The following is a 24,359-nucleotide window of genomic DNA, read 5'->3' on the forward strand; positions in this document are numbered from 1 at the left end:
AATGAATAAACAACGCTGGTATCGATGGCACAGCCTGGCGGGTCTTCCGCTGGCTGTGTTGTTGTGCTTCATTATGCTAACCGGCACCTTGGCTGTGATGTCACACGAGCTTGACTGGCTGACTAATCCGGCCGTTCGGGCACAACCATCGAACACGCCACTAAACTGGCCTCAGTACTACCGCGCTGCCCTCTCATCTTCTGACGGTAACCGCATTTATCAACTAGCAGCACCGCTACATGATGGCTTTGCCGCAGATACGCTGCTGTATGATGAAAATAACCAGCGCTATCACGCCTATATCGACCCGGTTACTTATGCGCATAACGGGAATGGCACCTGGTTCAACTGGCAAACTCTGTTACGACGAATTCACCGTCATTTAATGATGCCGCTGAATATTGGTTTACCGATTGTTAGCCTCACCGCGTTTCCGCTTTTGCTCTCGCTCGTTTCAGGTTTGATCCTGCACCCCAAATGGTGGAAAGGGCTGTGGAGATTGCCCCGAAAGCAAAATTCACGGGTATTCTGGGGAGATTTCCATCGCTTCAGCGGGTTATGGAGCAGTTGGCTACTTGTGGTGATTAGCATTACCGGCATTTGGTATTTTGCTGAAAAATACGGTTTGGGCGCGACTTATCCGAAAGATGGCAGCGTTATTAGCGAACACGCCAAGCATAATCCTGTTCGTGTTTCTCCTGAAATCTTCGACAAGCTCATTACTACAGTGCAGCGCGAGCGACCCGAGTTGGAGATAAAATCCGTCTTTTTTCCCATCAAAGCAGGCCAGCCTGTACGCGTTGAAGGCCAAACAAGCACGCTGTTAGTGCGTAACCGCGCAGACAACATGGTATTCGACCCCGAATCCGGTAATTTGCTTTCCCAGCGCATCGCCGGTGATCTGTCGTTTCACGTTAGGATCTCTGAAGCTGCTGACCCGTTACATTTCGGTGTTTGGGGCGGTTATTGGAGCAAAACGCTGTATTTTTTCTTTGGCTTATTGCTAACCAGCCTATCGGTTACCGGAACGATTATTTACGCCCACCGGGTAACGAAATGGCGACGCAATGAAACGCCTGGGTTACTTTCTGTGATTGGTATTGGCTTTCGTGGCAGCAGAAAAACAGGCTTACTCAGTGCCGTATTGCTACTGATATGTTTAGCATTGACACTCGAAACATTGCTTGCCTGAATTTATTGTCTGAAAAACAATAAAGACGATTTATTCGATTTGTACGGCAAGCGACTTCCCCCCAGCATTGGGCATCCGCTAGGATAAACACGCACCAATGAAAAAGACTCCATAATAAAAATCATAACGATAACAATAAAAGGAAATGAACATGCATTTCACCCAACGTTTGTCCGACAGAGAAAAACCTCAAATGCCTGGCCGGAACTTGCTTCTCGCCAGCATCACCGCCCTGATGTCCACTGCGGCCTGCGCTGAAGCGCTACCGGATACCTTGCAATACGAAGATACTTTTAACCTCGAATATGCCGCGTCACCTTTTTTCAGTCACGACGGCAACTCCGTTTTCTACGAACGTCGCTCCATGGACATCATGAAAGACCGAACGCACAGCACATTGTGGCAGGTGTCTGTAGACGGAAAACGCCATCGTCCGGTACTGGCCAACAATGCCAACGTGCGTGCTGCCACACTGTCACCCGACGGCAATATGCTGGCTTACGTTTCGGACCAAAACGGCAGTAACCAGATTTACGTGCGCTACCAGGACACCGGCCAAATCGCAAAGCTAACGACGGTTGAGTTTATGCCAGGTAACTTAACGTGGTCTCACGATGGTAAGCATGTTGCGTTTACTTTATTCACCCCGACCCACGACAAGCCGCTTTTCACTGGCATGCCGAAAAAGCCTAAAGGCGCAGAATGGGCCGAAACCGCCAAAGTCATTGATACCACCAGCTATCGCTCAGACGGTCGCGGCTATTTGCCTGCTGGCTTTAACCAAATTTATATCCTTCCGGTATCCGGCGGCACACCTCGTCAATTAACAACGGGGGCGTTTCCTAATGACGGTAAACTCGACTTCAGCGCCGATGATAAGCGCATCTTTTTCTCAGCCAACCGCAATACAGATTACTCGCTAGAGCCACTTACCAGCGACATATTCTCAGTAGATGTAAACTCAACCGAAGTCACTGCTGTAACCTCGTTGCCTGGCCCTGAGTCGTCGCCCACATTAAGTCCAAACGGAAAATACCTGGCGTTTAATCAGGTTGAAGATAATAAAATGAGTTATCAGAACGGCGACATTACCGTGCTGGAACTGAAGTCAGGCACAGTCACGCGACTTACTTCATCGCTGGATCGGTCGGTTCAGCAGTTTGAATGGAACAGCGACAGTGACGGGCTGGTATTTTCATACCTCGACCATGGTCAAACGCGTTTGGCTGAAGTAAATCTAAAAGGCAAGATTACAACGCTTAAAGCAACGCTTGGCGGGCAATCTCTGGGCCGCCCTTATACCTCTGGTCAATTCGCAGTTGCAGACAATGGCACAATCGCGTTTACCACCGACGATCCGCTGCGCCCTGCCGACATTGCTGTTACCACAAAACGTGGTACGTCTACCCTCACAGATCTTAACAGTGATGCACTGGCGCACCTTAAACTGGCGAACGTAGAAACGATGCCAGTTAAATCGTCTGTTGATGGTCGCGACATTGATGCCTGGATTGCGCTACCGCCGAACTTTGATAAAGCAAAATCCTACCCGTTAATTCTGGAAATTCACGGCGGGCCGCACGCGGCATATGGCCCCCACTTTGCCATGGAAATACAGCTGATGGCGGCACAGGGCTACGTGGTGGTATGGTCTAACCCTCGCGGCAGTTCATCCTACGGCGCCGACTTCGGCAACCTCATCCACCACAACTATCCGTCAGAAGATTACAACGATTTGATGGATGTGGTTGATACCGCGATTGGCAAAGGCTTTATTGACGAGAAAAATCTGTTCATTACCGGCGGCTCTGGTGGTGGCGTGTTAACGGCCTGGTCGGTAGGAAAAACAAACCGTTTTGCAGCGGCAGTGGTAGCAAAACCCGTGATCAATTGGATTAGTTTTGGCCTGACAGCCGATGCGTATCCTTACTTCACCGAATATTGGATGCCGGGCAAACCCTGGGAAGCATTCGACCACCTGTGGGCACATTCACCGCTGTCTCTGGTAGGCAATGTAAAAACGCCCACCATGCTGCTTACCGGCGAGTCGGATTACCGCACGCCGATTAGTGAATCGGAACAGTTTTATCAAGCGCTACGCCTGCAAGGAGTGGATGCCGCCATGGTACGCATTCCGGGTGCTTCACACGGCATTGCATCAAAGCCTTCTCGTCTAATTCAGAAAGTGGGCAACATTATGGCGTGGTTTGAAAAATATCGTACCAAAGCAGAATAACTAGCAGTCAGCTAATTTCGCCCTGAAATGCATCAGCCCGGCAGAAGCCGGGCTGTTTTATATTCTTTAAAGTGGCTGTGGCTCAGAGAACAAGAAGCCTTGGCTGTAATCAATTCCCAGTTCCAGTAACTTGTCTTGCACCGCCTGCGAATGCACAAACTCGGCAATTGATTTAATACCACTGTTTTTGCAGAAATATGCAAATGCTTTCACGATTTCATAGCTTTTACTGTCGGTATCGATTTGTTTGATATAGCGGGCATCAATTTTCAGATAATCGATTTCCAACTCCAAAATGCGTTCAAAGTTAGAATACTCGGTGCCGAAATCATCGATTGCCAATTTAAAACCGATGCGTTTTAAATCGCGTAATTGCTTAAGATGATTGTTCTTACTGGAGCTACTTATCCCTTCGAGCACTTCAAGAATAACGCGTTCGGGTGCCACACTGTAGGTGTTACAAAGTTCATTTAGAAAATTTGAAAGGTACTGCCCGTTCAAATCATGCTCAGTAATATTCACCGAGAAGATGTAGTCCTTTTTACTCATTATTCTGAACGCTTGACGGGCTATTTGTTGAGTGATTAAAGGTAACATCCCGGCAACCTGCGCCGCTTCAATAAAGCTGTAGGGCGAAATAACCTTGCCGTCATGGATGATGCGCGCGAGGGCTTCAAAGTGGGTTATTCGTCCATTGTGGTTGTTGCGTATTCCTTGGAAGAACGGTACCAGCAACTCGTTATTCAGAGCGGTATGAATAAGGTTGTTCGCCTCGACAAAAACATGGCGCTGTGAAGCAACCCGTTGTCCGCATTCCTGCTCCAGTACCACACAACTGAATTTACCTTGGGCTTGGCTTTGTCTGAGTGCCGAAGAAGACAAACGCAGTAAATCAGCATCCCCTATACAGCCCCCAAAAGACAGTGAAATATAAACACTCACGTCCCCCGCCGTTACCTGTGAAAACGAAAAATGTTGATGAAGCGCCCGGGCAATTTCTACCAGATCGGTGGGCTGATTAAAGAGCAACACAAACTTTCCAGCATCAATACCCACGTAGCAATCGGCCTCGACTAACTTCATGATCTGACTGGCCGTTTCTCTTATCAAACCGTCGCACGCATCGAAGCCATACGCTTCATTAAAATAGCGCAGGCCATCAAGTCGAATGGCTAACATCCATTTCTTGCCGCCCCTGGCCAGTTCTTTTGATAATAAGGCTTTATTCGACAGGCCGCTCAGTTGGTCGGTGCTGGCAAGGTAATGATTCTCAGCCTGCGTTTTCTTTAACTCGGTTAAGTCGGTATATATGGCAGTGTAATGATGGGTTCTACCACTCTCGTCTTTAACCTGGTTTACCGACGACCATTGCTCAAGAATACGTCCGTCAGCATGACGGTTTTTGATCTCGCCACGCCAGTTACCTCGGGTGGTTACTTGCTCCCAGAAAGCCTGGAAAAAACCGGCATCATGTTCACCACTTGAGATGAGTGAAGGGTTCTTACCCAATGCCTGTTCACGGGAATAGCCAAACATTTCGCAAAAGGCATCATTCACTTCCACGATTTTGTGCGCTGCGTCGGTGACAATCATAGCTTCTGAAGAATAGCGGAATATCGATGACAACATATCCAGCGAACGGTCTTGAATACGCCGTTCTAATTCTGCCGCCACTCGATAGGCTGCCATTTCAAACAGCAGCACAATTTCGTCCATGTCATCGATGGGCCTTTTGTTTAGGGCAACAATAATGCCCAGCACCTCGCCCTGGGAACTGTGCAAAGGCACACCGATATAACTTTCAGCGCCATAGTCGATAACCATTTGATCTTTCGGGAACATGCCTTGCACATTGGCGGGAAAGCAGCATATCTGATCATGAGACACGAGATGACAAGGTGTATCTGCCAGCGAATAAGTCATGTCTGGCTGAATAATGCCGTTATCGCAAACTGCCAGCGTTGAACAGGTGTTCATTTCATTGTGAACTTCGCCCACCATGATGTAATCGCATTCACAAATTTCGGCCAAGCCCAAAACGATGTGATTGAAATACGCTTGCCCACGGGTCTGGCCTACATATTCTGAAAATCGACGAAGCTTGGAAGTTAAATCATGCATGGGTTAAAGAATCATTCCGTAGAGAAATTTGTGGCGAGATTTGACACAATACTCGCGCAGATAAAAATGTCATTCAACAAGGCCTAATCCTTTAAAGCACTCGTCGGATGTTTCATTTATAACGATAAAAATCGCGCACGATAGCATAAGCGATTCGTTGTTAGTTGACCTGTATCAAGCTTTTACATGAGTCAAAAGGACACATCGATTACCTTGATAAAATCGCCGGTGAATGACCAGATGAAAGCCTGAAAAGCCCATTTCGTTGCTTTTTTGCAACAGGTATATTTCTCTCAACGTCTTTTAGAAATAGCAATCTAGTTGTATTGCCAGAAATGACTAAGATGATGTTTTGGCTGCTATAAACAGAAAACCCGCTCAGTAACGAAATTCTTGTGCTTTAGTAATCGGTAAAAGCGTATTTTTCTGCGATCAATTTTGCCTGTTTAACCGTATACTGGTTTCAAATAAGAAATCGACTGCTGCTTGTATGGCATACCCGGGTTAGGTAAATTTAAATTACAGCAGTTTCCCCGCTTTTTCAGAGAGATTCATGGCAGCCACAAAAGATTTACGCAGAACAAAAACACTTCTGTTTGATATCCTGCGCCCTGAAGCAGGTTTTTTCCAATTGGCCATTGGCTACGGCCTGATGATCGGCTTGCTCACCCTGGCCGTTCCGTTTGCAGTACAAACATTAATTAACACTGTGGTGTACACAGCCTCTATCAGTGCAGTACTGGTTATAAGTGGCATCTTGTTTTGCACGCTTTTGCTTTACGGGTTGTTCAGCGCCCTTCGCACCCGGGTTATGGAATACTACGAGCGCCGTATTTACAGCCGGTTAACGGCTGATTTAGTGTTAAAAACCATTCAGGCCCCACATCAGTTCTTTGAGGGGCGGAAAAACACCACCATCACGCACCGTTATTTTGAAGTGATGACCTTTCAAAAAAATATGCCTTCTTTGATGGTCGATGGCTTTGCATTGCTCTTACAAATGCTGGTGGGTTTAACATTGGTTTCGTTTTATCACCCGTTTTTATTCGCCTTCAACGTGATCATTGTGATCATGATGTACCTCATTTGGCGCACCTTGAGCACGCAAGCAAAGACCACGGCTATCGACTTATCCGACTCTAAATACGCCACAGCGAAATGGCTGAGTGATATTTCTTCTGCGCATGTGTTTTTCAAATCCAGACGTCACATTGAACATGCCGCCGATAAAACGGAATCTGTGATTAACCGGTATGTGAGCTGCCATTCCGACCACTTTACCTTTACCTTCTCACAAACCGTGCTGTTCCTTATTATCTATGCGCTAGCAAATTCAGCACTGCTTGGTCTAGGTGGCATTCTGGTGGTTCAGGAGCAATTATCGGTGGGTCAACTGGTTGCCGCCGAGCTCATTATGTCGGCAGTCTTCCTCGGTATTTCCCGTTTCAGTGTGTATTTGAATTTGTATTACGAATTGTATGGCGCCGCTGAAAAATTGAATGCGGTACTGAGTTTGCCGCAAGAAGAAGTGCATTCTTCAGGCCAGAAACTGAATGGTCACAATGCGCTGAGTTTTCAGCAAACCGTATTAACACAAGCCGATGAATCGGTATTGCTGGACATGGCGCTGAAAGAAAATGGTAAGTACTTCGTCATTACCTCACAGGCGTGGCAGCAACGTAAATTGATGACTGTGCTTAAGCGCTATGAATCCCCCGATACGGGATGGATTGAGTTGGGTGGTCTTTCTCTCTCCGATTATCAGACCAGTGATTTGCGACAGGCCATCGCGATGGTTGATCGTTCTCTTATTATTGAATGTTCAATTCTGGAATATTTGCGGCTAGATGCCAGCGACATAAGCGAAAAAGAAATATACGAAGTATTCAGGCACCTTCAATTGCAAAGTACATTAAAACGGCTTGAGGACGGGCTGCAAACGCAGCTTTCTCAGCTTGGTCATCCGTTGCAGCCGATGGAGTTTTTATTATTAAAAACCGCTGCAGCCATACTGTCTAAACCGGGTGTGATTGTGTTGAACCAGCATTTTGATGCCATTCCTGAAGCCATTCGCGGGATTATCCTGCGCTACCTCGATACCTTGCCGGTTACGGTGCTTTATTTCACCAGTAATCCAGACAGAACCGTATTCGACGGTACCGTTGTGCTGTCTGAAGACTCATCGCTGATAACCCATCTACCGGAATCAAGCCAAGGAGACAGCCATGAGTAACGATCAGCATCTCTTCATGAGCAAGATGTCGACATTACAGGCGCAGCAGGTGCCCACCTGGTACAAGAAGGTAGCTTGGTCATTGTTCCTCATCGTGTTTGTTGCTGCCGCAATTCTCTATTTTGCGCCATGGCAACAAACCGCTTACGGCACCGGCGTTATCAGTACTCTGAACCCTGCCGATCGGGCGCAGCCTATCTCAGCGTTGGTACCGGGCCAAATTAAAACCTGGCATGTTCGCGAAGGACAGAAGGTGAAAGAAGGCGACCCCATTGTGACGCTGGTCGATACTGACAAAGCGCTGGTTGAACGGTTACAGGCTCAGGTTAAAGCAGCAGAACTGGAGTTAGAAGCCGATTTGATGGCCGTAGAGAATGCGAAGTCCAACCTTGCGAGACAAAAGCGCTTGCATGCGGAAGGGCTGGTTTCCGTGCGCGACATTGAAGTAACTGAAAACACGCTACAGGAGCGTCTTGCTGCCGCAGCACAGTCGGAGCAAGATCTAAACTCCATCAAATCATCCCTTGCCAGACAATCAACACAAACTAAATATGCGCCTCAAGATGGTACGGTCACCCGCTTACATTCAGGTGGTGTATCTACCCTTGTAAGCTCTGGCGCAGTGCTTAGTTACTTCATTCCCGATGGCGTAGAACGCATGGTTCGGGTGAAAGTAAATGGCCTTAACGCGCCGCTGGTAACGGAAGGCCGCCGGGTAAGATTACAATTTGAAGGCTGGCCGATATTTCAGTTTAGCGGTTGGCCGGGAACGTCAATTGGTACCTTTGGCGGGCGAGTGGCCATCGTTGAACCCGTTGCCGACCCGAACGGCCTATTTAATGTTTGGATTAAACCTGAATCTGGCAGTAAGCCGTGGCCTAGTGAAACCTTTGCACGTCTCGACAGCCGGGTAAACGCCTGGATCTTGTTAGAGGAAGTCAGCTTAGGTTATGAGCTTTGGCGACAACTTAATAATTTCCCGCCGGAAAACGTGCGAACCGGCACCGAACAAACAGTGACAAAGTAGTAACGATGAGTAAGCGCTTCTCTCTAGTAATTGGGCTTTCAGCATTTTTGGTCAGTCACGGTGTGTTGGCCAATGAGCCTGTTACCGCCGAAAAAGTATTGCAGTCGATCTTAACCAACCACCCAAAGTTGTTGGAATTAGAGGCCAAAAATGGCCAGCGTCTGCAGGATATGGCTTACGCTGAAGCTGCTTTCGATATTCAACTGGAACAAGACACTGCGCTGCGCACCAGCGGCTATTACAGCGGCGATTACTTGTCTCAACGGGTAGTGAACCCACTTGGTGCTGCAAACGCCAAGTTCAAAGCAGAATACCGCATCGGTAACGGCGATTTTCCCTATTACGAGCGCGAATATGAAACCTTATCCGGTGGTGAGGTAAATATTGGTTTTGCCATGTCGTTATTGAAAAACCGGGAAACCGATAAAAAACGTATGGCAATAGAAGATGCCAAAGTGGGGCTTGCTCAGTGGGATGCAGAAGCGACATTGGCACTCAACGAACTCGTGTACAACGGACTTTCCGCTTATTTGGACTGGTACGAATGTCACCTTAATGAACAAATTTACGCTGCACTGGTTCAAACAACAAAACGTCGCGGTAACGCCATTGATACCCGGGTACGGGAAGGCGATTTAGCCCGCATTACCCAAACAGAATTTGAAGTAACGGTAATGCAGCGTGAATTGGCGTTACAGGCAGCCAGCCGCAAAGCCGCTCAAGCCAGAGAGAAATTAGCTTACTACTATCGCGACAATCAATTTCAGCCCATAAACAGCGCGCAGCTGAATGAAGTGCCAGATGCTATCGCTTGGCCATGGCAAGCGGGAAGCGTTAACCCAGCATCGTTAAACGGGCTTATTCCGCGACATCCGGCGCTACAAAGCCTTCGTGCAGAGTGGCAACTGGCCAAAAACAAATACCGGCTGGCAGAAAATGCGCTTCTGCCTACCTTGGATATCGAAGCAAAAATAGCGCGAGACATCGGCAACGGCCCAGAAAATCTCACTGGCACAGAAAGCAAAGTGGGATTGCAGTTCTCCATGCCTTTAGGCCGTCGTCAGGCAAAAGCTGAAGCCAGCAAAGCGTCATTAAAACTTCGCGAAATTGATGCTGTTATTCAAGCTACAGAAGATGCTCTCAAGCGCGATATGGCCGTTGGCTTGCAAGCCCTGCAATATGGTCAGAATATGTTGGTTCTACAGCAGAAGCAGGCAGCACTAAGCGAAGCACTGTTCAGCCAGGAGCGGAAGCGATTTGAAATGGGCGACAGCGACTTGTTCCTACTCAATAGCCGGGAATCCCAGGCAATTTCTGCCAGATTAGATGCGGTAAAAGCAGAAATAGAAATCATGCGGGTAGTGTTAGCGGTGTATTTTCAAACGGGGCTGCTTGCCGACCCCTCTCTCATTACAGACATGTAAAAAGCAGCCACCCCGAAGGGTGGCTTCCTCGTATCGATGACGGGCACTGCCAGCGATACAGAAATGCCGAGGGTACGCAGCATTTCCTGCGTGCTGAAACACAGCACTATTCAGCCACATCGGGTTAGTTAAGGGATAAACCGACACCAGACTAAATGCGTCTTAACAGTGCACTACCTTTTCACTCCCCTGAAACGACGAGTTCAGGCGATCTGCACTGGGCTATAGTAAAAATATCCGCAAAAAAGACATCGATGTCAACATGGTTGCAACATTTTTTTAACGAAAGCATTTGCTATTTAGCATGTGGTTATGTCATAAACAGACATATGCACCGGTCTAGCTGGTATCAGGGTACAGTGCACTGGCAGTAAAAGTGGCGAGTTACAACGCAACGTTGTTAAATTATTATTCGCTAAAAACATGACATCGAAAGACAGTTAAAGCACCGTTCTGTCTTTATCCACATGGAGATACTAATGCGTAAGATTTTAATCAGCCTCGCCCCATTATTGCTGGCTTTTCAGGCTTATGGTTCGTTACTGCCTATCCCTGTACCGGAAGAAAAAAAGGTCCGGGTATTTGTAGTGACAGATGCAAAAAATGAAGCTGACGATCAGTTCGCCATTGTGCATGCCTTGTTGTCGCCAAAACTAGAAGTCAAAGGCATTATTTCATCTCAGTTTGAGAACACATCTCTGCAAATGGGTCGGCCGGCAGGTTCAATGAAAGCGGGACTCATAGAAATCAATCACATCCTCTCGCTGATGGATATGAGTGAAGACGTTGCCGTTTACAGAGGCTTAGACCTCGCCCTTGAGTCCGCAAATGGGATTGAAAACGAAGCCGCCAGAGCAATTATTACTGAAGCAAAGAAAGACGACCCTCGACCGCTATTTGTCATTTCTTTTGGTCCCCTTACCGACATGGCTAACGCGCTGCTGCTAGCACCAGAAATCGGTGAAAAGGTCACTTCGGTGTGGATTGGTGGTGGCGATTATCCGAAAGGTGGTTGGGAATACAACCTTTCCAACGACCCCGTCGCTGCAAACGCAGTGTTTGCATCCAATGTAACCAACTGGCAAATTCCCAGAGCCGTGTATACCACTATGCGAACAAGCCTTGCTGAACTAACCGTTAAGGTTGCGCCCTACGGAAAAATTGGTGAGTATCTGGTTCAGCAGATGCACGAGTTCAATGCCTGGGCATCGGCCAGATTCCCCGATATTAACTGGCCGAAGGGCGAATCCTGGAGTTTAGGCGATAATCCTGCTGTTACAGTGCTTCTTGATGAACACGAATACGGCTATCGAGAACAAAGCGGCATACAATTCGCGAAAGAGAGTTTCGAGTATGTGCAGCATGATGAATTGAAATCGTTTCGCGTATATACCTTTGTTGACCCTCGCTTTACCCTGGAAGATATGTTTAGCAAAATTCAACTGTTCGACCAGTTAGACAAGCAGTCGCGGAAATAATCAGCTACACCTGAATAATGAACTTACACACAAACATATTAAATTTTGAGCCGATTGGGCTTACAATTGCAACGAATAAGAATAATTTATGAGGGAGTTGTGTGTGCTCCCATTGCCCTGCTATTGGAAAGTGAACAATGAGTAAAGCAACAATTGGCGACGTGGCAAAGGCCGCGGGTGTTTCGAAGAAAACTGTTTCCCGGGTATTAAATAACGAGCCCGGTGTTCGTAAAACCACCCAAGATGCCGTTAATGCCGCCATCAAAAGTCTGGATTACGTACCAAATCTGAACGCCAGACGTTTACGCACTAATCAATCTTACCTGATTGGTGTGCTTTACATTGACTATCCAAGCAACTTTTACGGCAGCCTCATTCTTAACGGAGCCATAAAAGCCTGCGATAAACTTGGTTACGACTTGCTCATACGCCCTTTTGAAAGCGGCTACGATGCACAGATGATTTCCGCAGCACTGAAGCACATGGTTGAGCGGTCTAATGTCGACGGTTTCATTGTTGTGCCACCGTTGTGTGAAGACGAATCGGTTATTCAAGCGCTGGAAGAAACCGAAACTCCCATCGTAAAAATTGCCTCTTTAAATCAAGACAGTCATATCTCTATTCACAGCGACGAAAAGGCAGGCGCTCAGCTAGCGATTGAGCATTTGGTCAATCTTGGGCATAGCAAAATAGGCTTCCTGAATTATCTGGTGGGTCACGCTGCCGGTAAATGGCGCTATGAAGGGTATAAAGAGGCGCTCGAAATGCACGGTATCGAAGAGAATGCCAACCATGTGTGTCAGTTTCGTTATGGCGAAACCACCCTGGAACAAGCCTGTAGAAAGATGCTGAGCCAAGCCGACAGACCCACTGCCATTTTTACAGCTAACGATGCATCTGCAGCAGTGGTTTATCGTATTGCATCCCAACTTAAACTGCGTATTCCTTACGATTTGAGTGTGGTGGGCTTCGATGACGACCCCGCTGCGATGAATCTTTGGCCACCGTTGACGACTGTCAGTCAACCAGTTGCAGAACTGGGTTATAATGCCGCTACCATTCTGATAGAGCAGTGCATTCGTCATAAAGCGAAAGCCGCACTGCCACTGTCGCTACCCGAGCTGGTGATTCGAAACTCCACCGGCCCATTACCGGAATAAGTGTGCCATTACGATCTGAGAGCCAGCTAGAAACAGCGCTTCAAAGAAGAAAACGACATCAACATATTACCAGTTGGGTGATGGTATTCAGTGTACTGTTACTCATTGGTGTATTTACTTACACAGCACTGAATTTTGATGCGTTATACGACCCGTACCGCAGTGTGTACCCTCGACTGAGTACGGTTTTTTCGCCATTAAATATGGTGGTGATCACCGTGCTTGCCTCGTTAAATGGCTTCAGTATTTACAAACTTCGTCATGCGAAGGCACAGCTCGCACTCAGTGCCTACATGCTAGTGGCGGACATGAAAGCAAATAATGAATCCCATCCCGCGTTTCTGAATGATTTTCTTAAAGCCGCAGGGCTGCCACTAAACTATTCGCTTTCTATGGTAAAGAAAATGAACATGCGACATTTTATGTCATCTTCAGGGGCAATTACTCGCGCTATTCGCCGACATGAAAAAGAATGGATTGCACTTAGCAAACAGGCTTGAGTGGAGAAATGAAGGCGTGTAAAGCGCTGTCACAACGTAAGCTGTGACAGCAAATGTCATCAGCTAAGTCCCAGATGGCTTGCATGAAATTGCAGGTGCTCGTCAATAAACGAAGTAATGAAGAAATAGCTGTGGTCGTAGCCCTCATGCATATTTAGAGTAAGCTGCGTGTCACTCTTTTGCGCAGCGTTTATAAGCGCCTGAGGCTTCAATTGCTCTTCAAGAAACTGATCTGCTCTGCCCTGCTCTACCAGCAGCGGAATATAATGCTGCTTTTGCGCTAGTAATACTGAAGCATCGTACTCACTCCAGGCCGACTCATCGTTACCAAGATAACCGCCAAGGGCTTTCTTACCCCACGGGCAATCTGACGGATTTGAAATCGGGCTGAATGCCGATACCGATACATACTGCTCAGGATTCCGTAAACCAATTACCAGTGCGCCATGGCCGCCCATGGAATGCCCGCTTATGGCTTTTTCACCGGTTACTGGCAGATTAGCTTCCACAAGTGCAGGCAGCTCTTTAGTGATGTAATCATACATCTGGTAATGCGAACTCCACGGTGCCTGTGTCGCATTCACATAGAAACCAGCTCCTAGGCCCATGTCGTAAGCCTGATTGTCATCGTCTGCTACTCCCTCTCCCCGAGGGCTGGTGTCGGGCGCAACAATCGCCATACCAAGTTCTGCCGCCATTTTCATTGCGCCGGCTTTCTGCATAAAGTTTTCGTCTGTGCAGGTAAGTCCAGACAACCAATACAGCACGGGTACTGGGTTTTCTTTGCTGGCAAATGGCGGTAAATACACCGCGAAAGTCATTTCGCAGTTTGTGGTTTCTGCTGCGTGACGGTAACGACAATGACGTCCACCGAATGCGCGATTCTCACTAATAAGTTGCATAAATTTCTCTATATTGCGGCTAAATATTGCTAAATCCCGATTTCACAGTAAAGGGTGTAATGGATTTTAAATCAACATCGTTTACACTAACGGCCAAATTTCAGAGGTAAATAACAATGCTTAAAACGGTTGGCTATAATCTGCGTGGCACTGTGTCAGTGCTTGGCTACTTTTTCAATACTGTTTTCTGGTTTATCCCGATTTTTATCTTATCGCTGCTCAAGCTACCGCCAATTGCACTTTGGCGCCGCGTGGTTTCGTACCCACTGGACGCGTGTGCAACCGCGTGGATAGGTGTGAACAACCTGAACCAGCGCCTGCTGGGCAGTACGAAATGGACGGTAAACGGAATTAGCACACTAAAACCAGACGACTGGTACCTGGTCGTGGCCAATCATCAGTCTTGGGTAGATATTCTGGTTCTCCAACGGATTTTCAACCGCAAAATTCCATTTTTGAAGTTTTTCCTGAAACAAGAACTCATCTGGGTCCCTGTACTTGGCCTCGCCTGGTGGGCGCTCGACTTTCCGTTTATGCGTCGTTACAGCAAATCGTTCCTGACGAAAAATCCGCATCTAAAAGGCAAAGATATGGAAACCACCCGGAAAGCTTGCGAGAAGTTCAAATCCAAGCCTGTCAGCATCATGAATTTCGTTGAAGGAACGCGGTTTACAGTAGCCAAACATCAGCGTCAACAATCTCCTTTCACGCATTTGTTGAAGCCGAAAGCCGGTGGCATCGCATTTGTGCTTAGTGCCATGGGCGAGCAGTTACATAAACTCATAGATGTCACCATAGATTACCCCGGCGGTGTGCCTAGCTACTGGGACTTTGTCTGCGGCAAGGTGAAAGAAATTCGTGTAAATGTGGCGGTAACGCCCATTAAAGAAATCATTGAAGGCGGCTTTTTTAACGACACGTATTTTTCTGATCCGGCGCAAAAAGCGCGATTCCAACAGTGGCTGAATGAGCGCTGGAAAGCAAAGGATGCCCACCTTGACGCATTAAACTCAACGCAGGCTCCGCTATGAGAAAGTTGTTAGGTCCTCTAATATTTCTCATTCACACACCGCTTCAGATCTTAAACCTGGCTTTCTGGGCGTCGATCATCATCCTATGCGGCTTATTGAAACTGGTATTGCCGTTCCCGGCGATTCGTACACTTTTAATCGGTATTATGCACCCAGCCATGCAAGCGTTTGGGGCGTGCAGTGTGCTGCTGATTAAACTTTTTAATCCGGTCACGGTAGATGTGCGTATCGATGGCACCTTATCGCCACGCAATTGGTATCTACTGATATCAAATCACCTGAGTTATCTGGATATTGTTCTTCTGATTAATCTATCGAAAGGTCGTATTCCCCCGCCCAAATTTTTCCTCAAAAAAGAGCTTATCTGGCTACCTTTTGTCGGTTTGGGTGCATGGGCTCTGGAAATGCCTTTTATGCGGCGATATTCGCGCAGTTACCTGGAAAAATACCCTCATCGAAAGGGCCAGGATATTGAAACAACCCGACGCTCTTGCGAAAAGTATAAGGCACAACCAACAACCGTAATCAATTTCGTTGAAGGCACGCGTTTTACTGCCGTGAAACATAAAAGTAAAAAAAGTCAGTTTGCTCATTTATTGCCACCAAAAGCAGGGGGAATCGCATTTACTCTTGCTACCATGGGCCACCTTTTTACTAACTTGCTGGATATCTCGTTGTTGTATCCTGGCGACGTCAAACACCCAATGATGGCGATGTTGAGCGGTCAGATGCGGCGAATCATCATCGACGTCAATGTACTCGATGTGCCGGAGGCAGTCCGGGGGGATTATTTCAGCGATGACGCATTCCGTGGCCGGTTTCAAACCTGGCTTAACGAATTGTGGTCAGAAAAAGACACCCGAATTCACCAGTTACTGGAGCCCTGAACGTGCAAATTGCATCTTCGATCAGAGAAATCTTCGTCCATACTGTTAAGGACATTTTTCCCGACCTCACCACAGACACGATTCTCTACAACAGTCTTGGTATCATAGCGATATTCTTAGTCGCACTCACGTTCTATGTTATCAGTCGCGTGATCCTGAAAGTGCAGGTGGCGATGTTGGTGAAGAAAAGCCGCAACAGTTGGGATGACGCACTGTACAGCCACGGTTTCTTCCGGCGACTCACTCACCTGGTGCCCGCACTGGTCATCTTTTTGCTCACACCCGTACTGATAAACGAAGACAATCTGATATACGGCTTCATGCTTAAAGCTTCTCTGCTTTACATGATGCTCACCGCCCTACTCGGTATTTTTGCTTTATTAAATACCGTGCAAGACGTCTACAACGCGTCTTACCTGGCGAAGCGCGCTTCAATCACCGGTTTTATTCAAGTTGCTAAACTCGCTTTTTCAGTGATTGTGCTTTTACTGTGTATTTCACTGGTGGTGAACAAAAGCCCGCTCATCATCATGTCAGGCTTAACCGCACTGGCTGCGGTGTTGCTGTTAATTTTCCGCGATACCATTTTAGGGTTTGTAGCGGGGATCCAAATCGCTGCCAACCGTATGTTTAATACCGGAGACTGGATTCAAATTACCAAGTTTGAAGTAGACGGTGAGATCCTTGAAATTGGTCTGACAAACGTGAAGGTTCAGAACTGGGATAAGACCATTTCCACATTACCGAGTTATTCACTGACCACAGAAGCGGTAAAAAACTGGCGTGGCATGCAGGAGTCTGGCGGTAGACGCATCAAACGTGCGGTGTATATCGATATTCATTCGGTAAAACTGTGCGATGCAGACATGCTGGATCGATTTCGCCATATTCGTTACATCACTGAGTACATCGACAACAAAGTCAGTGAATTGCAGGCATATCACAAAGACAGTTCCATCGATGAAACCGATTTATTGAACAAACGCAGTATGACGAATATCGGTACATTCAGGGCCTATCTTGAATCGTACCTGAAAAAGCACAAAGACATTAATCAGTCGCTTTACCTGATGGTTCGCCAACTGCCACCGAATGAACTCGGATTACCACTGGAAATCTATTGTTTCAGTAGCAAGAAAGAGTGGGTGCAGTATGAGAAAGTTCAGGCTGATATTTTCGACCACATTCTGGCTATGATGCCCATGTTCGGATTACGCGCGTACCAACGCGACAGCCACTTAATGAATTGGGACCCGTTCGCCAATGCGCCCCATCCTGGCATTCAACACAAAGCCGATGTGACAGAATCGGACAATGAAACAGAAAAAAGTAGCGAACGATAACTTGCTAACTGTCAGATACAAAAAACGGCGCTTTCTGCGCCGTTTTTGATATGCGAAATATTCAGAGTATGGCGTAAGCCATCAATACACAGACCACCAGCCCAGATACGCCAAAAAAGCCATACTCCACTTTTTCCTGCATGCCCTCAGCACCGGCTTTGGCTGTCATAAAGCCCATGATGATGCTGGCTAAACCCAGTGCAAATGCCATCACACATGCACCGAAACCTACTGCTGTAATCCACTCGCTCATATTCTCAAACCCTTAGATTCATTTCGTTACAACTCTGCGCTACTCAGAGCATTAACGAAAGGCATAAACTGAACACTTATTATGCATCAAATTTTACTTATTGCGTAATCTAAATGCACTGCTAACCCGGTTATTTGATCTTGGTCAATTACGCTAATTAGTTCGTAATTTCGCTAATTTTCAGTTAACGAATAACCTATTCACCCCGACAAAAACAACCTAATTCATTGAATTAGAATGAAAATTAAAATTGGCCTCAGCATTGCTATCTCTAGCGCAACACACAGTAAAACTCATAGCCTCACGGCACCATAGATATTTGAAAGGATGACACCATGAAGAAACTTGCTGCTATTGCCATTGCCACTGCATTAACCACAACCCCGGCGTTTGCCGATATCGGGGCAGGCAGCTGCGATATCAGCATGCAGGGCGACGTGAGCTGGCAAAAAGGCGTGTTAACACTGAATACGCCTGACGACCAGGAAATTGTCATTACCCCAGCCCATCACCTTTCGCTGAATGGTCAAACGGTTTCACTGAACAACAGCCAGCAGCAATACGTCACCAGCTATTATCAGCAAATTGAAATGGCCGTACCGATGACGCTGAACATCACCTACGATGCCCTGGAGTTAGCTGGCGGCGCCATCAATGAAGCATTCGGCGAATTACTGGGAGCCGATAACGGACTTGTTGAAGATCTGGATGAAATGTTTACCGATCTGCGCACCGAAATGAACACTCACTTCTATGACGAAGACGGAGAAATGCGCATTTCCAGTGAAGATTTCGACGATAACGGGTGGGTTTCTGAGCGCTGGGAAGACAAGTACGAAGAAAAAGTTGAAGATATCATCGCCAACTCAACGGGTCGTCTGCTCATCGCTGTAGGTAAGGCCATGCTGGCAGGCGACGACGATTTTGAAGAATTCGAGCAGCATATGGAAAACTGGGAAGAAGACTTCGAGCAACGGGTTGAAGCCAAGTCTTCTGCTATCGAGGCCCGTGCAGACGAACTGTGTGAAATACTGAAAAAAGCAGACTACGCAGAAAACAAAATGCAGAAGCATATTCCAGGCCTCGAAAGCCTGAACATGCTGACCATTGAACGCGGTGAAGAAATGCTGATGTAGTGGTTATTGTTGGCCAGGCAGCCTGCGAGCGATTTAATGCGTTTGTTTGCTGCCGACATTTACCATTGCTGGATGCAATGACAATTACTGCGAAATGTCTTGTACAAACGATACCTTATTACCTTCGGGGTCTGAAACCTCAGCCAACTTAATTACCCCAGGATATTCAATTATGTCGCCGATGGGTAAGCCGTTTGACTCGCAAAAATGGTGATGCTTATCAATATCAGTAACTGTGATAACAACGGATGTGGAGCCCGCTTTTTCAGGGTCAACCGACAACTGAATCCATGCACCTTCCAATAATTGCCATTCTGCAACACCATCCATTGGTATAATGTCGGGCTCCCTCTCAAACAAGCGAGTGTAAAAGTCGAGAGCTCTATCGAACTCCTTCACTGGTAAAACAGAAATAACACCATTGATATTTTTTGTAGTCATATCATTTCCTTATAAATGACTGATAGTACGATGTGTAAACTGGGAAGCTAATGTACCCCACGCCGCGGATGAAAAACTCAAGAATCGCATCTTTGAAAATCAATCTGAGAGCGTTTAAGAGAAAACGGCCAGTGCTTTCTGCTACCTCTTCCATCCTGACTACCCTAATTCGTTCTTATGATAATTAGTATTTCATCGTTGTCGAAACAACTTGGCATATAACCCCCACAAAAGGAAAGTAATACATGGGTAAAATCCAAGCGAAGCGACAGAGCCCCTATGTTACTGTCCCAGTGAGCCTATGAGCCTGTTCGCTCTAAAGCCTGCTGCTCTAACCGCTCCGCTAACCATACTTTGATGATTGATTGACGAGTCACTCCTATTCGATTCGCCTCCCGATCTAATGACTCGATCATCCACGTTGGAAAATCAACGTTAATACGTTTTTGCTTTTGTAATGGGCGATTGCTTTTTGAAAGATCTAAATGTTGAAGAATTTCTTCTCCATCCTCAAAACTCTTATCAAATTCGCTAGCTTTCATACAACGTCACCTCCACTTTTCTTGCCCGCCGTACAAATATGATTCGGATATTATAACCACGATAAGTGATTACAGCAGTCCAGTGCTTTTTGCCAATAAGACCTATAACAACGAATCTTGGTTCATCTTCAGTTTTCGCGGGAATCTCTACTAACATAGAATCATCCCAAAGCTTTTGAGCCTCGAGAAAATCTATCCCGTGCTTTATGAGATTAGATTGGCTTTTTTGTTCATCAAATTCGAAATGCTGCATGATTAAAAAATATACCTTTTTTAATCACCTTACAATGTGTTTAATGTGAGGTTCAGCTAACAGCACTCAGCACTCTTTTACTGGATTGGCGATCTCCAATGGGCTGTTTGTCAGCACAGTCAGCGCCTCGGCTACTGAGGTACCGGCATCGTACAGGCTAGCTTGTTTACGGATGCGACGCTGCATTTCCTGTTTAACGGAAGCTGGTTCTAAAACCTGCAGTGAGTCTGCAAACATCGACAAATAGTTGGCAATGTAGAAGCAATCGTCATTGTCACTTTGAAAATGCTTTGGCATAACAATCTGCGCCGACAGTTGCCACACTGTGGCATTCACCTTGCTGACCTGCCACTGTGTTCCCTGTTGGGATTCAGTCAAAATATCCTTAACCCAGCCGTGACAGCGAATCACCAGTTTGCGTTGGTGCTGATAGTCAGTAAGTTTTACGGCAATAAAATCTGTGTCGGTTACGCTAACGACATTTTGCATTTTCCTAAGAGCAAAATGCTTTAAGCGCTGGTCTGCATGCACCAGCCCCAGAACCTGGATCTGGCCAGACAAAAAGCGAAGTTTTTGTGGTGATATCAATAAGTCGCCGCTGTAGCCAGAGTGAATTGAATCATAGGAGAAGGTAATATTCTGCTGCTTGACGATGGCCTCGAACACCACATTAACCGCATCGGTATCAAACACCGGAGCGCTATCGTTACCACCTGGCATCGACAATCCAAAGGGTGAAAAATCCAGAATATCCGACAGATTAATCCCCTGATATTTGAGTTTACGCTCTGCAAGCAGGAAGTCTTCATCTAACTGACTGAACAGGCTCTTCGGTAAAATAGCAGCAACATGTTGTTTGAGGAAATTCAGCGCAAATGCTCTGGGCGTAGTAATGGTAAATTTCTCGATAAAGTCGAGCTGACTGTCAGCGTCACTCCAGTAGTAATAAGTCGGGCAACCATTGGCAGCCAGACGAATTAAGCCCGTTTGCTCGACATCATCGGCCGATTCGTCACTAATGCGTTTACACAGTCTCTCAACATCTTTCTTAAAAGCATCATCACTTTGCTCTTGCCGACGATATCCCCAAAGCTGCGCAACCACATCACTGACGCGGGTTTTCCTGTCACCACCGACACCAATAAAAGATGCAGCTTCGGTAATCATATCAAAGCGTTCTGATTCCGTTCTTAACCTAGCGTTCTTGTCATATTGTCTGTGCATGTAACTTCCCCTAGCCAGACACCATTTGTCCGGGCCGGTGTGTATTCTAGCACTCAAGTCATCAAATGGGAGTTGTTATGGAATATATCAAAGATAATCGCGGCGTCGCCATTGGCATGCTTCAACACGATTACCAGGGCGTGCAGCGTATTTATGCGCTGAATCCAACCCGTCTGCTCGGCTGGTATGATCCGGCAAGTGACAAAACCATCTGTGCCAGTTCAGGCAGTTGGATTGGTCATGGCAATCAGGTCATGTTGTTGCTCGGTGATGCCCTGTGATCACAAAAGCATATAGGGCGCTCTTTATCTCGCGTCCCACCCAATGCCAAGGTTGGAGGAATTAATGAAAACATACACAACATCTGAAAATAACAATCAGGCCCTTAGCGGAATACAGCAACAGGTTCATGAATGGATCTGCACTGTCGGTGTCACCTACTTTGACGAACTGACAAACTTATCCAACCTCATCGAAGAAGTCGGGGAAGTGGCACGACTGATTGGCCGTGAATATGGTCAGCAATCCTTTAAACCTGGGGAGCGGCCTGCCTGTGTAAAAACCGCAATTGCTGACGAACTGTCTGACGTAATGTTTATTCTGGTGTGTCTGGCGAATCAGATCGATATCGACCTGAGTGACGCCTTTGCCCGCAACATGGACAAGAAAACACGCCGCGATAGTGACAGACATAAATCTAACAGCAAGCTCACCAGTAGGACTCAGCATGAAAGCGACTAATCCCGGACTTCAGGCTCTGGCCCTGTTCGACAATCCAGCCATGTTTTCCGATAAGCAAGTGCACGCAAAAATAAGGCACTTAATTAATGCCTTAATCGATGGCGAGCAGCAGGTTGAACGCTTATCGCATGGCTCATTGTTATTGCTGGAACATTTGCTTGCCGGCGCGGTTGAAGCCGTGTCAGCTGCACGGCAAAAAGAAACCGATAATGAGGAACTTGAATCCGTCTACCGGGGATTACTGCTGCTAACAGACGATGTTAATCAGGCTAAATTGGCCGTGTCGCAGCACCACTAAAAATTAAAACTTAACCAAGACAATAAATGTCCAGCCTCTGTATTACTCTGCAGTCTGTGCTGTCTAACAGGAATTAAGGTAATGATGATAAATACAGTAAAACAACTAATGGATGCATTTCATCAACAAAAAACTACCCTGCCCTATGTCACGCTAAAAAGCGATGGCAGCTACGCTGGCTGGGTCTCGGATTTTCGTTTCAGGTTTCACGGACAGAAAGACAATCTCAGGCTGGATCTCAATCATGAGAATGACAGGTTTTTGCTGTATGTATTGGCGGTGGTATGGTCACGCTCTGGCCCTTGGGAAAACTCAGCGTTTTTTGTTGCTCACCTGAAATTCAACAAGCTCGATAATCCACTGTTGTGGCTGAAGAAAGAATTTGTGCGTCAGCAGCGAGAGTCGCGCTTAACCGATGCAGCGGCTATTTTGCAAAATATCGAATCACCGTCGAGCAGAAAGAAAATTTCGTTTCGCGCCGATATTTTCAATAGTATTGCCATCCTCGCCACTCGCTGGACAGAGATTGAAAAATCTTTAGCGGATTGCGCAGCAAGCGGTGACTACATACCGTTTGTTTATCTATTGCGCAACATTGACGGCCTTGGAACCAATGGCAAGAAAATGATGATTAAAATCCCACTCATTTTACGGGAATTCCGCTGCCAGCAAATTTACTCCAACATACCCGGCGAGTACTGCTGCGTACCCGATAACCGTGTAAAAGTGGCCGCTAAAGCACTTAGCGATATGAAGCTGTCTTCAGCTTATCCGGGATTGCCCAACTTATTGAAAGCATCAGCACAAATCTATGCCGTATACGGCGATTTATACGATTTACCTCTGTTTGCATCTAACGATTTGCACACCAGCTAGGCCGTCACTGAAAATCGCTGGCAGAAAAAGCCTCGCAAACAAGTGCGGGGCTTTGTTTTTATCATTGGGTTTCCTTTTAATGCGTAAGTTGGTTAAGAACATCGCCTTATCGACTACTGAATTAAAATAACAAAGTACACAAACGCGATCATGCTGGAAATTATTGGGCAAGACGGTTTTAATGTAGTCTCCATTTTCACCATTGAGCGAGCTGAACAATGCCACTGGCATCTGCATCACAAGACGTTTCACCATCCGGCATCACCCTGTGTGGCTGTGGGTGGTTGGGTAAACACTTTGCCCGTTCGGCATCTTCTATGAAAATACTCGGTACAACCCGCTCTGAAAATAACGTCCCAGAACTCAAAGATCTTGGCGTGTCGCCTTTTCTCTATGCTCTTGGAGACGACCCACTGGAACTGGCAACGCAAAGTGGTAACAACGCCGTGATCCTGAACATTCCGCCTGGCCGCAGGAAAACGCTGGATGAGTCCTTTGTTACCAATATGAAGCAACTCATGAGCAGTCTTTTGAACGCGGGGGCCAGTAAGCTTATTTTTATCAGTACCACATCGGTATTTGGTGATGCCGAGGGAGAGCTAGACACAACTGCGGCGGTATCTCCCGTTACTGACTCAGGCAAGGCTCACTGTGAACTGGAAAAGTTTCTGATTGAAATGGAAAGGCCAAATATTCATGTGTTGCGATTGTCAGGCTTAGTTGGCCCAGACCGGCACCCTGCAAAGTACCTGGCAGGGAAGGAACTGAACAAAGGTGAGCAAGCGATAAACCTGGTACATATTGATGATGTGGTGTGCGCCCTTCACGCCATTTTAGCGTGCGGTTCGAACCAGCCCGGCGCCCTCATGCAACTATGCGCTATTAACCACCCTCGTCGTGACGAGTATTACACCTGGGCGTGTGAAAAACTGGGTTTGGAAGCGCCGGTATTTACTGCAAATGGCAGCAAAGGTACGGGTGGTAAAAAAATTCTGAGTGAGATGTACTGGAACATGCTGGGGCTGAAACCGAAGTTTGCCAGCCCCTACGATATGCTTTAA

General features: G+C 46.9%; 24 protein-coding genes. 17 read left to right on the top strand and 7 right to left on the bottom strand.

All coding sequences use genetic code 11. The annotated features are described in order from the left end of the window. Position 1 precedes the first annotated feature (1 nt). Positions 2-1,192 (top strand): PepSY-associated TM helix domain-containing protein, encoded by a 1,191-nt coding sequence (locus tag BFC18_RS20495; protein ID WP_070127629.1) that lies wholly within the window; start codon positions 2-4, stop codon positions 1,190-1,192. Between the two features lie 193 nt (positions 1,193-1,385). Then, positions 1,386-3,428 carry a S9 family peptidase gene (locus BFC18_RS20500; RefSeq protein WP_070127674.1) on the top strand — a complete coding sequence of 681 codons (2,043 nt, stop codon included), beginning with the start codon at positions 1,386-1,388 and terminating at the stop codon, positions 3,426-3,428. A 66-nt stretch (positions 3,429-3,494) separates the two neighbouring features. On the opposite strand, the gene BFC18_RS20505 is transcribed toward BFC18_RS20500, so the two are convergent. Further along, a complete protein-coding gene (locus BFC18_RS20505) occupies positions 3,495-5,549 on the bottom strand; it encodes a sensor domain-containing phosphodiesterase (RefSeq protein WP_070127630.1) in 2,055 nt (684 codons plus the stop codon). A gap of 553 nt (positions 5,550-6,102) precedes the next feature. On the opposite strand from BFC18_RS20505, the gene BFC18_RS20510 reads away from it, so the two are divergent. The 6 genes from BFC18_RS20510 (at position 6,103) to BFC18_RS20535 (ending at position 13,371) form a co-directional block, all read left to right on the top strand. Next, entirely contained in the window at positions 6,103-7,782 is a 1,680-nt protein-coding gene (locus BFC18_RS20510) for an ABC transporter transmembrane domain-containing protein (protein WP_070127631.1), read from the top strand. Then, complete coding sequence (locus BFC18_RS20515; protein WP_070127632.1) at positions 7,775-8,809, top strand: efflux RND transporter periplasmic adaptor subunit; 1,035 nt, start codon at positions 7,775-7,777, stop codon at positions 8,807-8,809. Before BFC18_RS20510 ends, BFC18_RS20515 begins: the two co-directional genes overlap by 8 nt. A 5-nt stretch (positions 8,810-8,814) precedes the next feature. Further along, a complete protein-coding gene (locus tag BFC18_RS20520; protein ID WP_070127633.1) occupies positions 8,815-10,233 on the top strand; it encodes a TolC family protein in 1,419 nt (472 codons plus the stop codon). Between the two features lie 479 nt (positions 10,234-10,712). After that, a complete protein-coding gene (locus tag BFC18_RS20525; RefSeq protein ID WP_083273221.1) occupies positions 10,713-11,711 on the top strand; it encodes a nucleoside hydrolase in 999 nt (332 codons plus the stop codon). A gap of 137 nt (positions 11,712-11,848) precedes the next feature. Then, the gene (locus BFC18_RS20530) at positions 11,849-12,871 is read left to right on the top strand and encodes a LacI family DNA-binding transcriptional regulator (RefSeq protein ID WP_070127634.1); all 1,023 of its coding nucleotides are present in this window, start codon (positions 11,849-11,851) and stop codon (positions 12,869-12,871) included. Positions 12,872-12,873: 2 nt separating this feature from the next. Beyond that, positions 12,874-13,371 (top strand): hypothetical protein, encoded by a 498-nt coding sequence (locus BFC18_RS20535; RefSeq protein WP_070127635.1) that lies wholly within the window; start codon positions 12,874-12,876, stop codon positions 13,369-13,371. 59 nt (positions 13,372-13,430) lie between these two features. On the opposite strand, the gene fghA is transcribed toward BFC18_RS20535, so the two are convergent. After that, positions 13,431-14,273, bottom strand: a complete 843-nt coding sequence (gene fghA, locus BFC18_RS20540) for an S-formylglutathione hydrolase (protein WP_070127636.1) — start codon at positions 14,271-14,273, stop codon at positions 13,431-13,433. Positions 14,274-14,389: 116 nt separating this feature from the next. On the opposite strand from fghA, the gene BFC18_RS20545 reads away from it, so the two are divergent. Genes BFC18_RS20545 through BFC18_RS20555 form a run of 3 tightly spaced genes read left to right on the top strand, consistent with a single transcriptional unit; the run spans position 14,390 to position 17,534 of the window. Further along, positions 14,390-15,304 carry an acyltransferase gene (locus BFC18_RS20545; RefSeq protein ID WP_070127637.1) on the top strand — a complete coding sequence of 305 codons (915 nt, stop codon included), beginning with the start codon at positions 14,390-14,392 and terminating at the stop codon, positions 15,302-15,304. Then, positions 15,301-16,191, top strand: coding sequence for an acyltransferase (locus BFC18_RS20550; RefSeq protein WP_070127638.1), 891 nt, complete (start codon positions 15,301-15,303; stop codon positions 16,189-16,191). The genes BFC18_RS20545 and BFC18_RS20550 overlap by 4 nt, the downstream gene beginning before the upstream one ends. Before the next feature lie 2 nt (positions 16,192-16,193). After that, a complete protein-coding gene (locus BFC18_RS20555; protein ID WP_083273222.1) occupies positions 16,194-17,534 on the top strand; it encodes a mechanosensitive ion channel family protein in 1,341 nt (446 codons plus the stop codon). Between the two features lie 61 nt (positions 17,535-17,595). On the opposite strand, the gene BFC18_RS20560 is transcribed toward BFC18_RS20555, so the two are convergent. Further along, the gene (locus BFC18_RS20560; RefSeq protein ID WP_070127639.1) at positions 17,596-17,787 is read right to left on the bottom strand and encodes a hypothetical protein; all 192 of its coding nucleotides are present in this window, start codon (positions 17,785-17,787) and stop codon (positions 17,596-17,598) included. Between the two features lie 335 nt (positions 17,788-18,122). Between BFC18_RS20560 and BFC18_RS20565 the strand changes: the two genes are divergently transcribed. After that, positions 18,123-18,923 carry a DUF2884 family protein gene (locus BFC18_RS20565; RefSeq protein ID WP_070127640.1) on the top strand — a complete coding sequence of 267 codons (801 nt, stop codon included), beginning with the start codon at positions 18,123-18,125 and terminating at the stop codon, positions 18,921-18,923. A gap of 84 nt (positions 18,924-19,007) precedes the next feature. On the opposite strand, the gene BFC18_RS20570 is transcribed toward BFC18_RS20565, so the two are convergent. From BFC18_RS20570 to BFC18_RS20585, 4 genes are all read right to left on the bottom strand, one after another. After that, positions 19,008-19,364 (bottom strand): VOC family protein, encoded by a 357-nt coding sequence (locus BFC18_RS20570; RefSeq protein WP_070127641.1) that lies wholly within the window; start codon positions 19,362-19,364, stop codon positions 19,008-19,010. Between the two features lie 299 nt (positions 19,365-19,663). Beyond that, positions 19,664-19,906, bottom strand: a complete 243-nt coding sequence (gene brnA, locus BFC18_RS20575; protein ID WP_070127642.1) for a type II toxin-antitoxin system BrnA family antitoxin — start codon at positions 19,904-19,906, stop codon at positions 19,664-19,666. Then, positions 19,896-20,159, bottom strand: coding sequence for a BrnT family toxin (locus BFC18_RS20580; RefSeq protein ID WP_070127643.1), 264 nt, complete (start codon positions 20,157-20,159; stop codon positions 19,896-19,898). Before BFC18_RS20580 ends, brnA begins: the two co-directional genes overlap by 11 nt. A 66-nt stretch (positions 20,160-20,225) precedes the next feature. Beyond that, the gene (locus BFC18_RS20585; protein ID WP_083273223.1) at positions 20,226-21,383 is read right to left on the bottom strand and encodes a WYL domain-containing protein; all 1,158 of its coding nucleotides are present in this window, start codon (positions 21,381-21,383) and stop codon (positions 20,226-20,228) included. A 77-nt stretch (positions 21,384-21,460) separates the two neighbouring features. Here BFC18_RS20585 and BFC18_RS20590 point away from each other — a divergent pair, with 77 nt between their 5' ends. The 5 genes from BFC18_RS20590 (at position 21,461) to BFC18_RS20610 (ending at position 24,359) form a co-directional block, all read left to right on the top strand. Next, positions 21,461-21,664 (top strand): hypothetical protein, encoded by a 204-nt coding sequence (locus BFC18_RS20590; RefSeq protein WP_070127645.1) that lies wholly within the window; start codon positions 21,461-21,463, stop codon positions 21,662-21,664. A 64-nt stretch (positions 21,665-21,728) separates the two neighbouring features. Further along, positions 21,729-22,124: a nucleotide pyrophosphohydrolase gene (locus tag BFC18_RS20595; RefSeq protein ID WP_070127646.1), complete on the top strand. Its 396-nt coding sequence runs from the start codon at positions 21,729-21,731 to the stop codon at positions 22,122-22,124. Beyond that, entirely contained in the window at positions 22,111-22,422 is a 312-nt protein-coding gene (locus tag BFC18_RS20600) for a hypothetical protein (RefSeq protein WP_070127647.1), read from the top strand. The genes BFC18_RS20595 and BFC18_RS20600 overlap by 14 nt, the downstream gene beginning before the upstream one ends. A gap of 81 nt (positions 22,423-22,503) precedes the next feature. Further along, positions 22,504-23,298 carry a hypothetical protein gene (locus BFC18_RS20605; RefSeq protein WP_083273225.1) on the top strand — a complete coding sequence of 265 codons (795 nt, stop codon included), beginning with the start codon at positions 22,504-22,506 and terminating at the stop codon, positions 23,296-23,298. A gap of 218 nt (positions 23,299-23,516) precedes the next feature. After that, positions 23,517-24,359 (top strand): NAD-dependent epimerase/dehydratase family protein, encoded by an 843-nt coding sequence (locus BFC18_RS20610; RefSeq protein WP_070127648.1) that lies wholly within the window; start codon positions 23,517-23,519, stop codon positions 24,357-24,359.

The organism is Alteromonas confluentis, from assembly GCF_001757105.1.
Classification (GTDB): Bacteria; Pseudomonadota; Gammaproteobacteria; order Enterobacterales; family Alteromonadaceae; genus Alteromonas; species Alteromonas confluentis.

Coding starts and splice junctions, on each gene's coding strand:
- BFC18_RS20590 (WP_070127645.1), top strand. CDS start 21,461: ATGGAATATATCAAAGATAATCGCGGCGTCGCCATTGGCATGCTTCAA.
- BFC18_RS20515 (WP_070127632.1), top strand. CDS start 7,775: ATGAGTAACGATCAGCATCTCTTCATGAGCAAGATGTCGACATTACAG.
- BFC18_RS20585 (WP_083273223.1), bottom strand. CDS start 21,383: ATGCACAGACAATATGACAAGAACGCTAGGTTAAGAACGGAATCAGAA.
- BFC18_RS20550 (WP_070127638.1), top strand. CDS start 15,301: ATGAGAAAGTTGTTAGGTCCTCTAATATTTCTCATTCACACACCGCTT.
- BFC18_RS20605 (WP_083273225.1), top strand. CDS start 22,504: ATGATGATAAATACAGTAAAACAACTAATGGATGCATTTCATCAACAA.
- BFC18_RS20610 (WP_070127648.1), top strand. CDS start 23,517: ATGCCACTGGCATCTGCATCACAAGACGTTTCACCATCCGGCATCACC.
- BFC18_RS20510 (WP_070127631.1), top strand. CDS start 6,103: ATGGCAGCCACAAAAGATTTACGCAGAACAAAAACACTTCTGTTTGAT.
- BFC18_RS20600 (WP_070127647.1), top strand. CDS start 22,111: ATGAAAGCGACTAATCCCGGACTTCAGGCTCTGGCCCTGTTCGACAAT.
- brnA (WP_070127642.1), bottom strand. CDS start 19,906: ATGAAAGCTAGCGAATTTGATAAGAGTTTTGAGGATGGAGAAGAAATT.
- BFC18_RS20500 (WP_070127674.1), top strand. CDS start 1,386: ATGCCTGGCCGGAACTTGCTTCTCGCCAGCATCACCGCCCTGATGTCC.
- fghA (WP_070127636.1), bottom strand. CDS start 14,273: ATGCAACTTATTAGTGAGAATCGCGCATTCGGTGGACGTCATTGTCGT.
- BFC18_RS20505 (WP_070127630.1), bottom strand. CDS start 5,549: ATGCATGATTTAACTTCCAAGCTTCGTCGATTTTCAGAATATGTAGGC.
- BFC18_RS20580 (WP_070127643.1), bottom strand. CDS start 20,159: ATGCAGCATTTCGAATTTGATGAACAAAAAAGCCAATCTAATCTCATA.
- BFC18_RS20530 (WP_070127634.1), top strand. CDS start 11,849: ATGAGTAAAGCAACAATTGGCGACGTGGCAAAGGCCGCGGGTGTTTCG.
- BFC18_RS20570 (WP_070127641.1), bottom strand. CDS start 19,364: ATGACTACAAAAAATATCAATGGTGTTATTTCTGTTTTACCAGTGAAG.
- BFC18_RS20525 (WP_083273221.1), top strand. CDS start 10,713: ATGCGTAAGATTTTAATCAGCCTCGCCCCATTATTGCTGGCTTTTCAG.
- BFC18_RS20595 (WP_070127646.1), top strand. CDS start 21,729: ATGAAAACATACACAACATCTGAAAATAACAATCAGGCCCTTAGCGGA.
- BFC18_RS20520 (WP_070127633.1), top strand. CDS start 8,815: ATGAGTAAGCGCTTCTCTCTAGTAATTGGGCTTTCAGCATTTTTGGTC.
- BFC18_RS20545 (WP_070127637.1), top strand. CDS start 14,390: ATGCTTAAAACGGTTGGCTATAATCTGCGTGGCACTGTGTCAGTGCTT.
- BFC18_RS20495 (WP_070127629.1), top strand. CDS start 2: ATGAATAAACAACGCTGGTATCGATGGCACAGCCTGGCGGGTCTTCCG.
- BFC18_RS20560 (WP_070127639.1), bottom strand. CDS start 17,787: ATGAGCGAGTGGATTACAGCAGTAGGTTTCGGTGCATGTGTGATGGCA.
- BFC18_RS20565 (WP_070127640.1), top strand. CDS start 18,123: ATGAAGAAACTTGCTGCTATTGCCATTGCCACTGCATTAACCACAACC.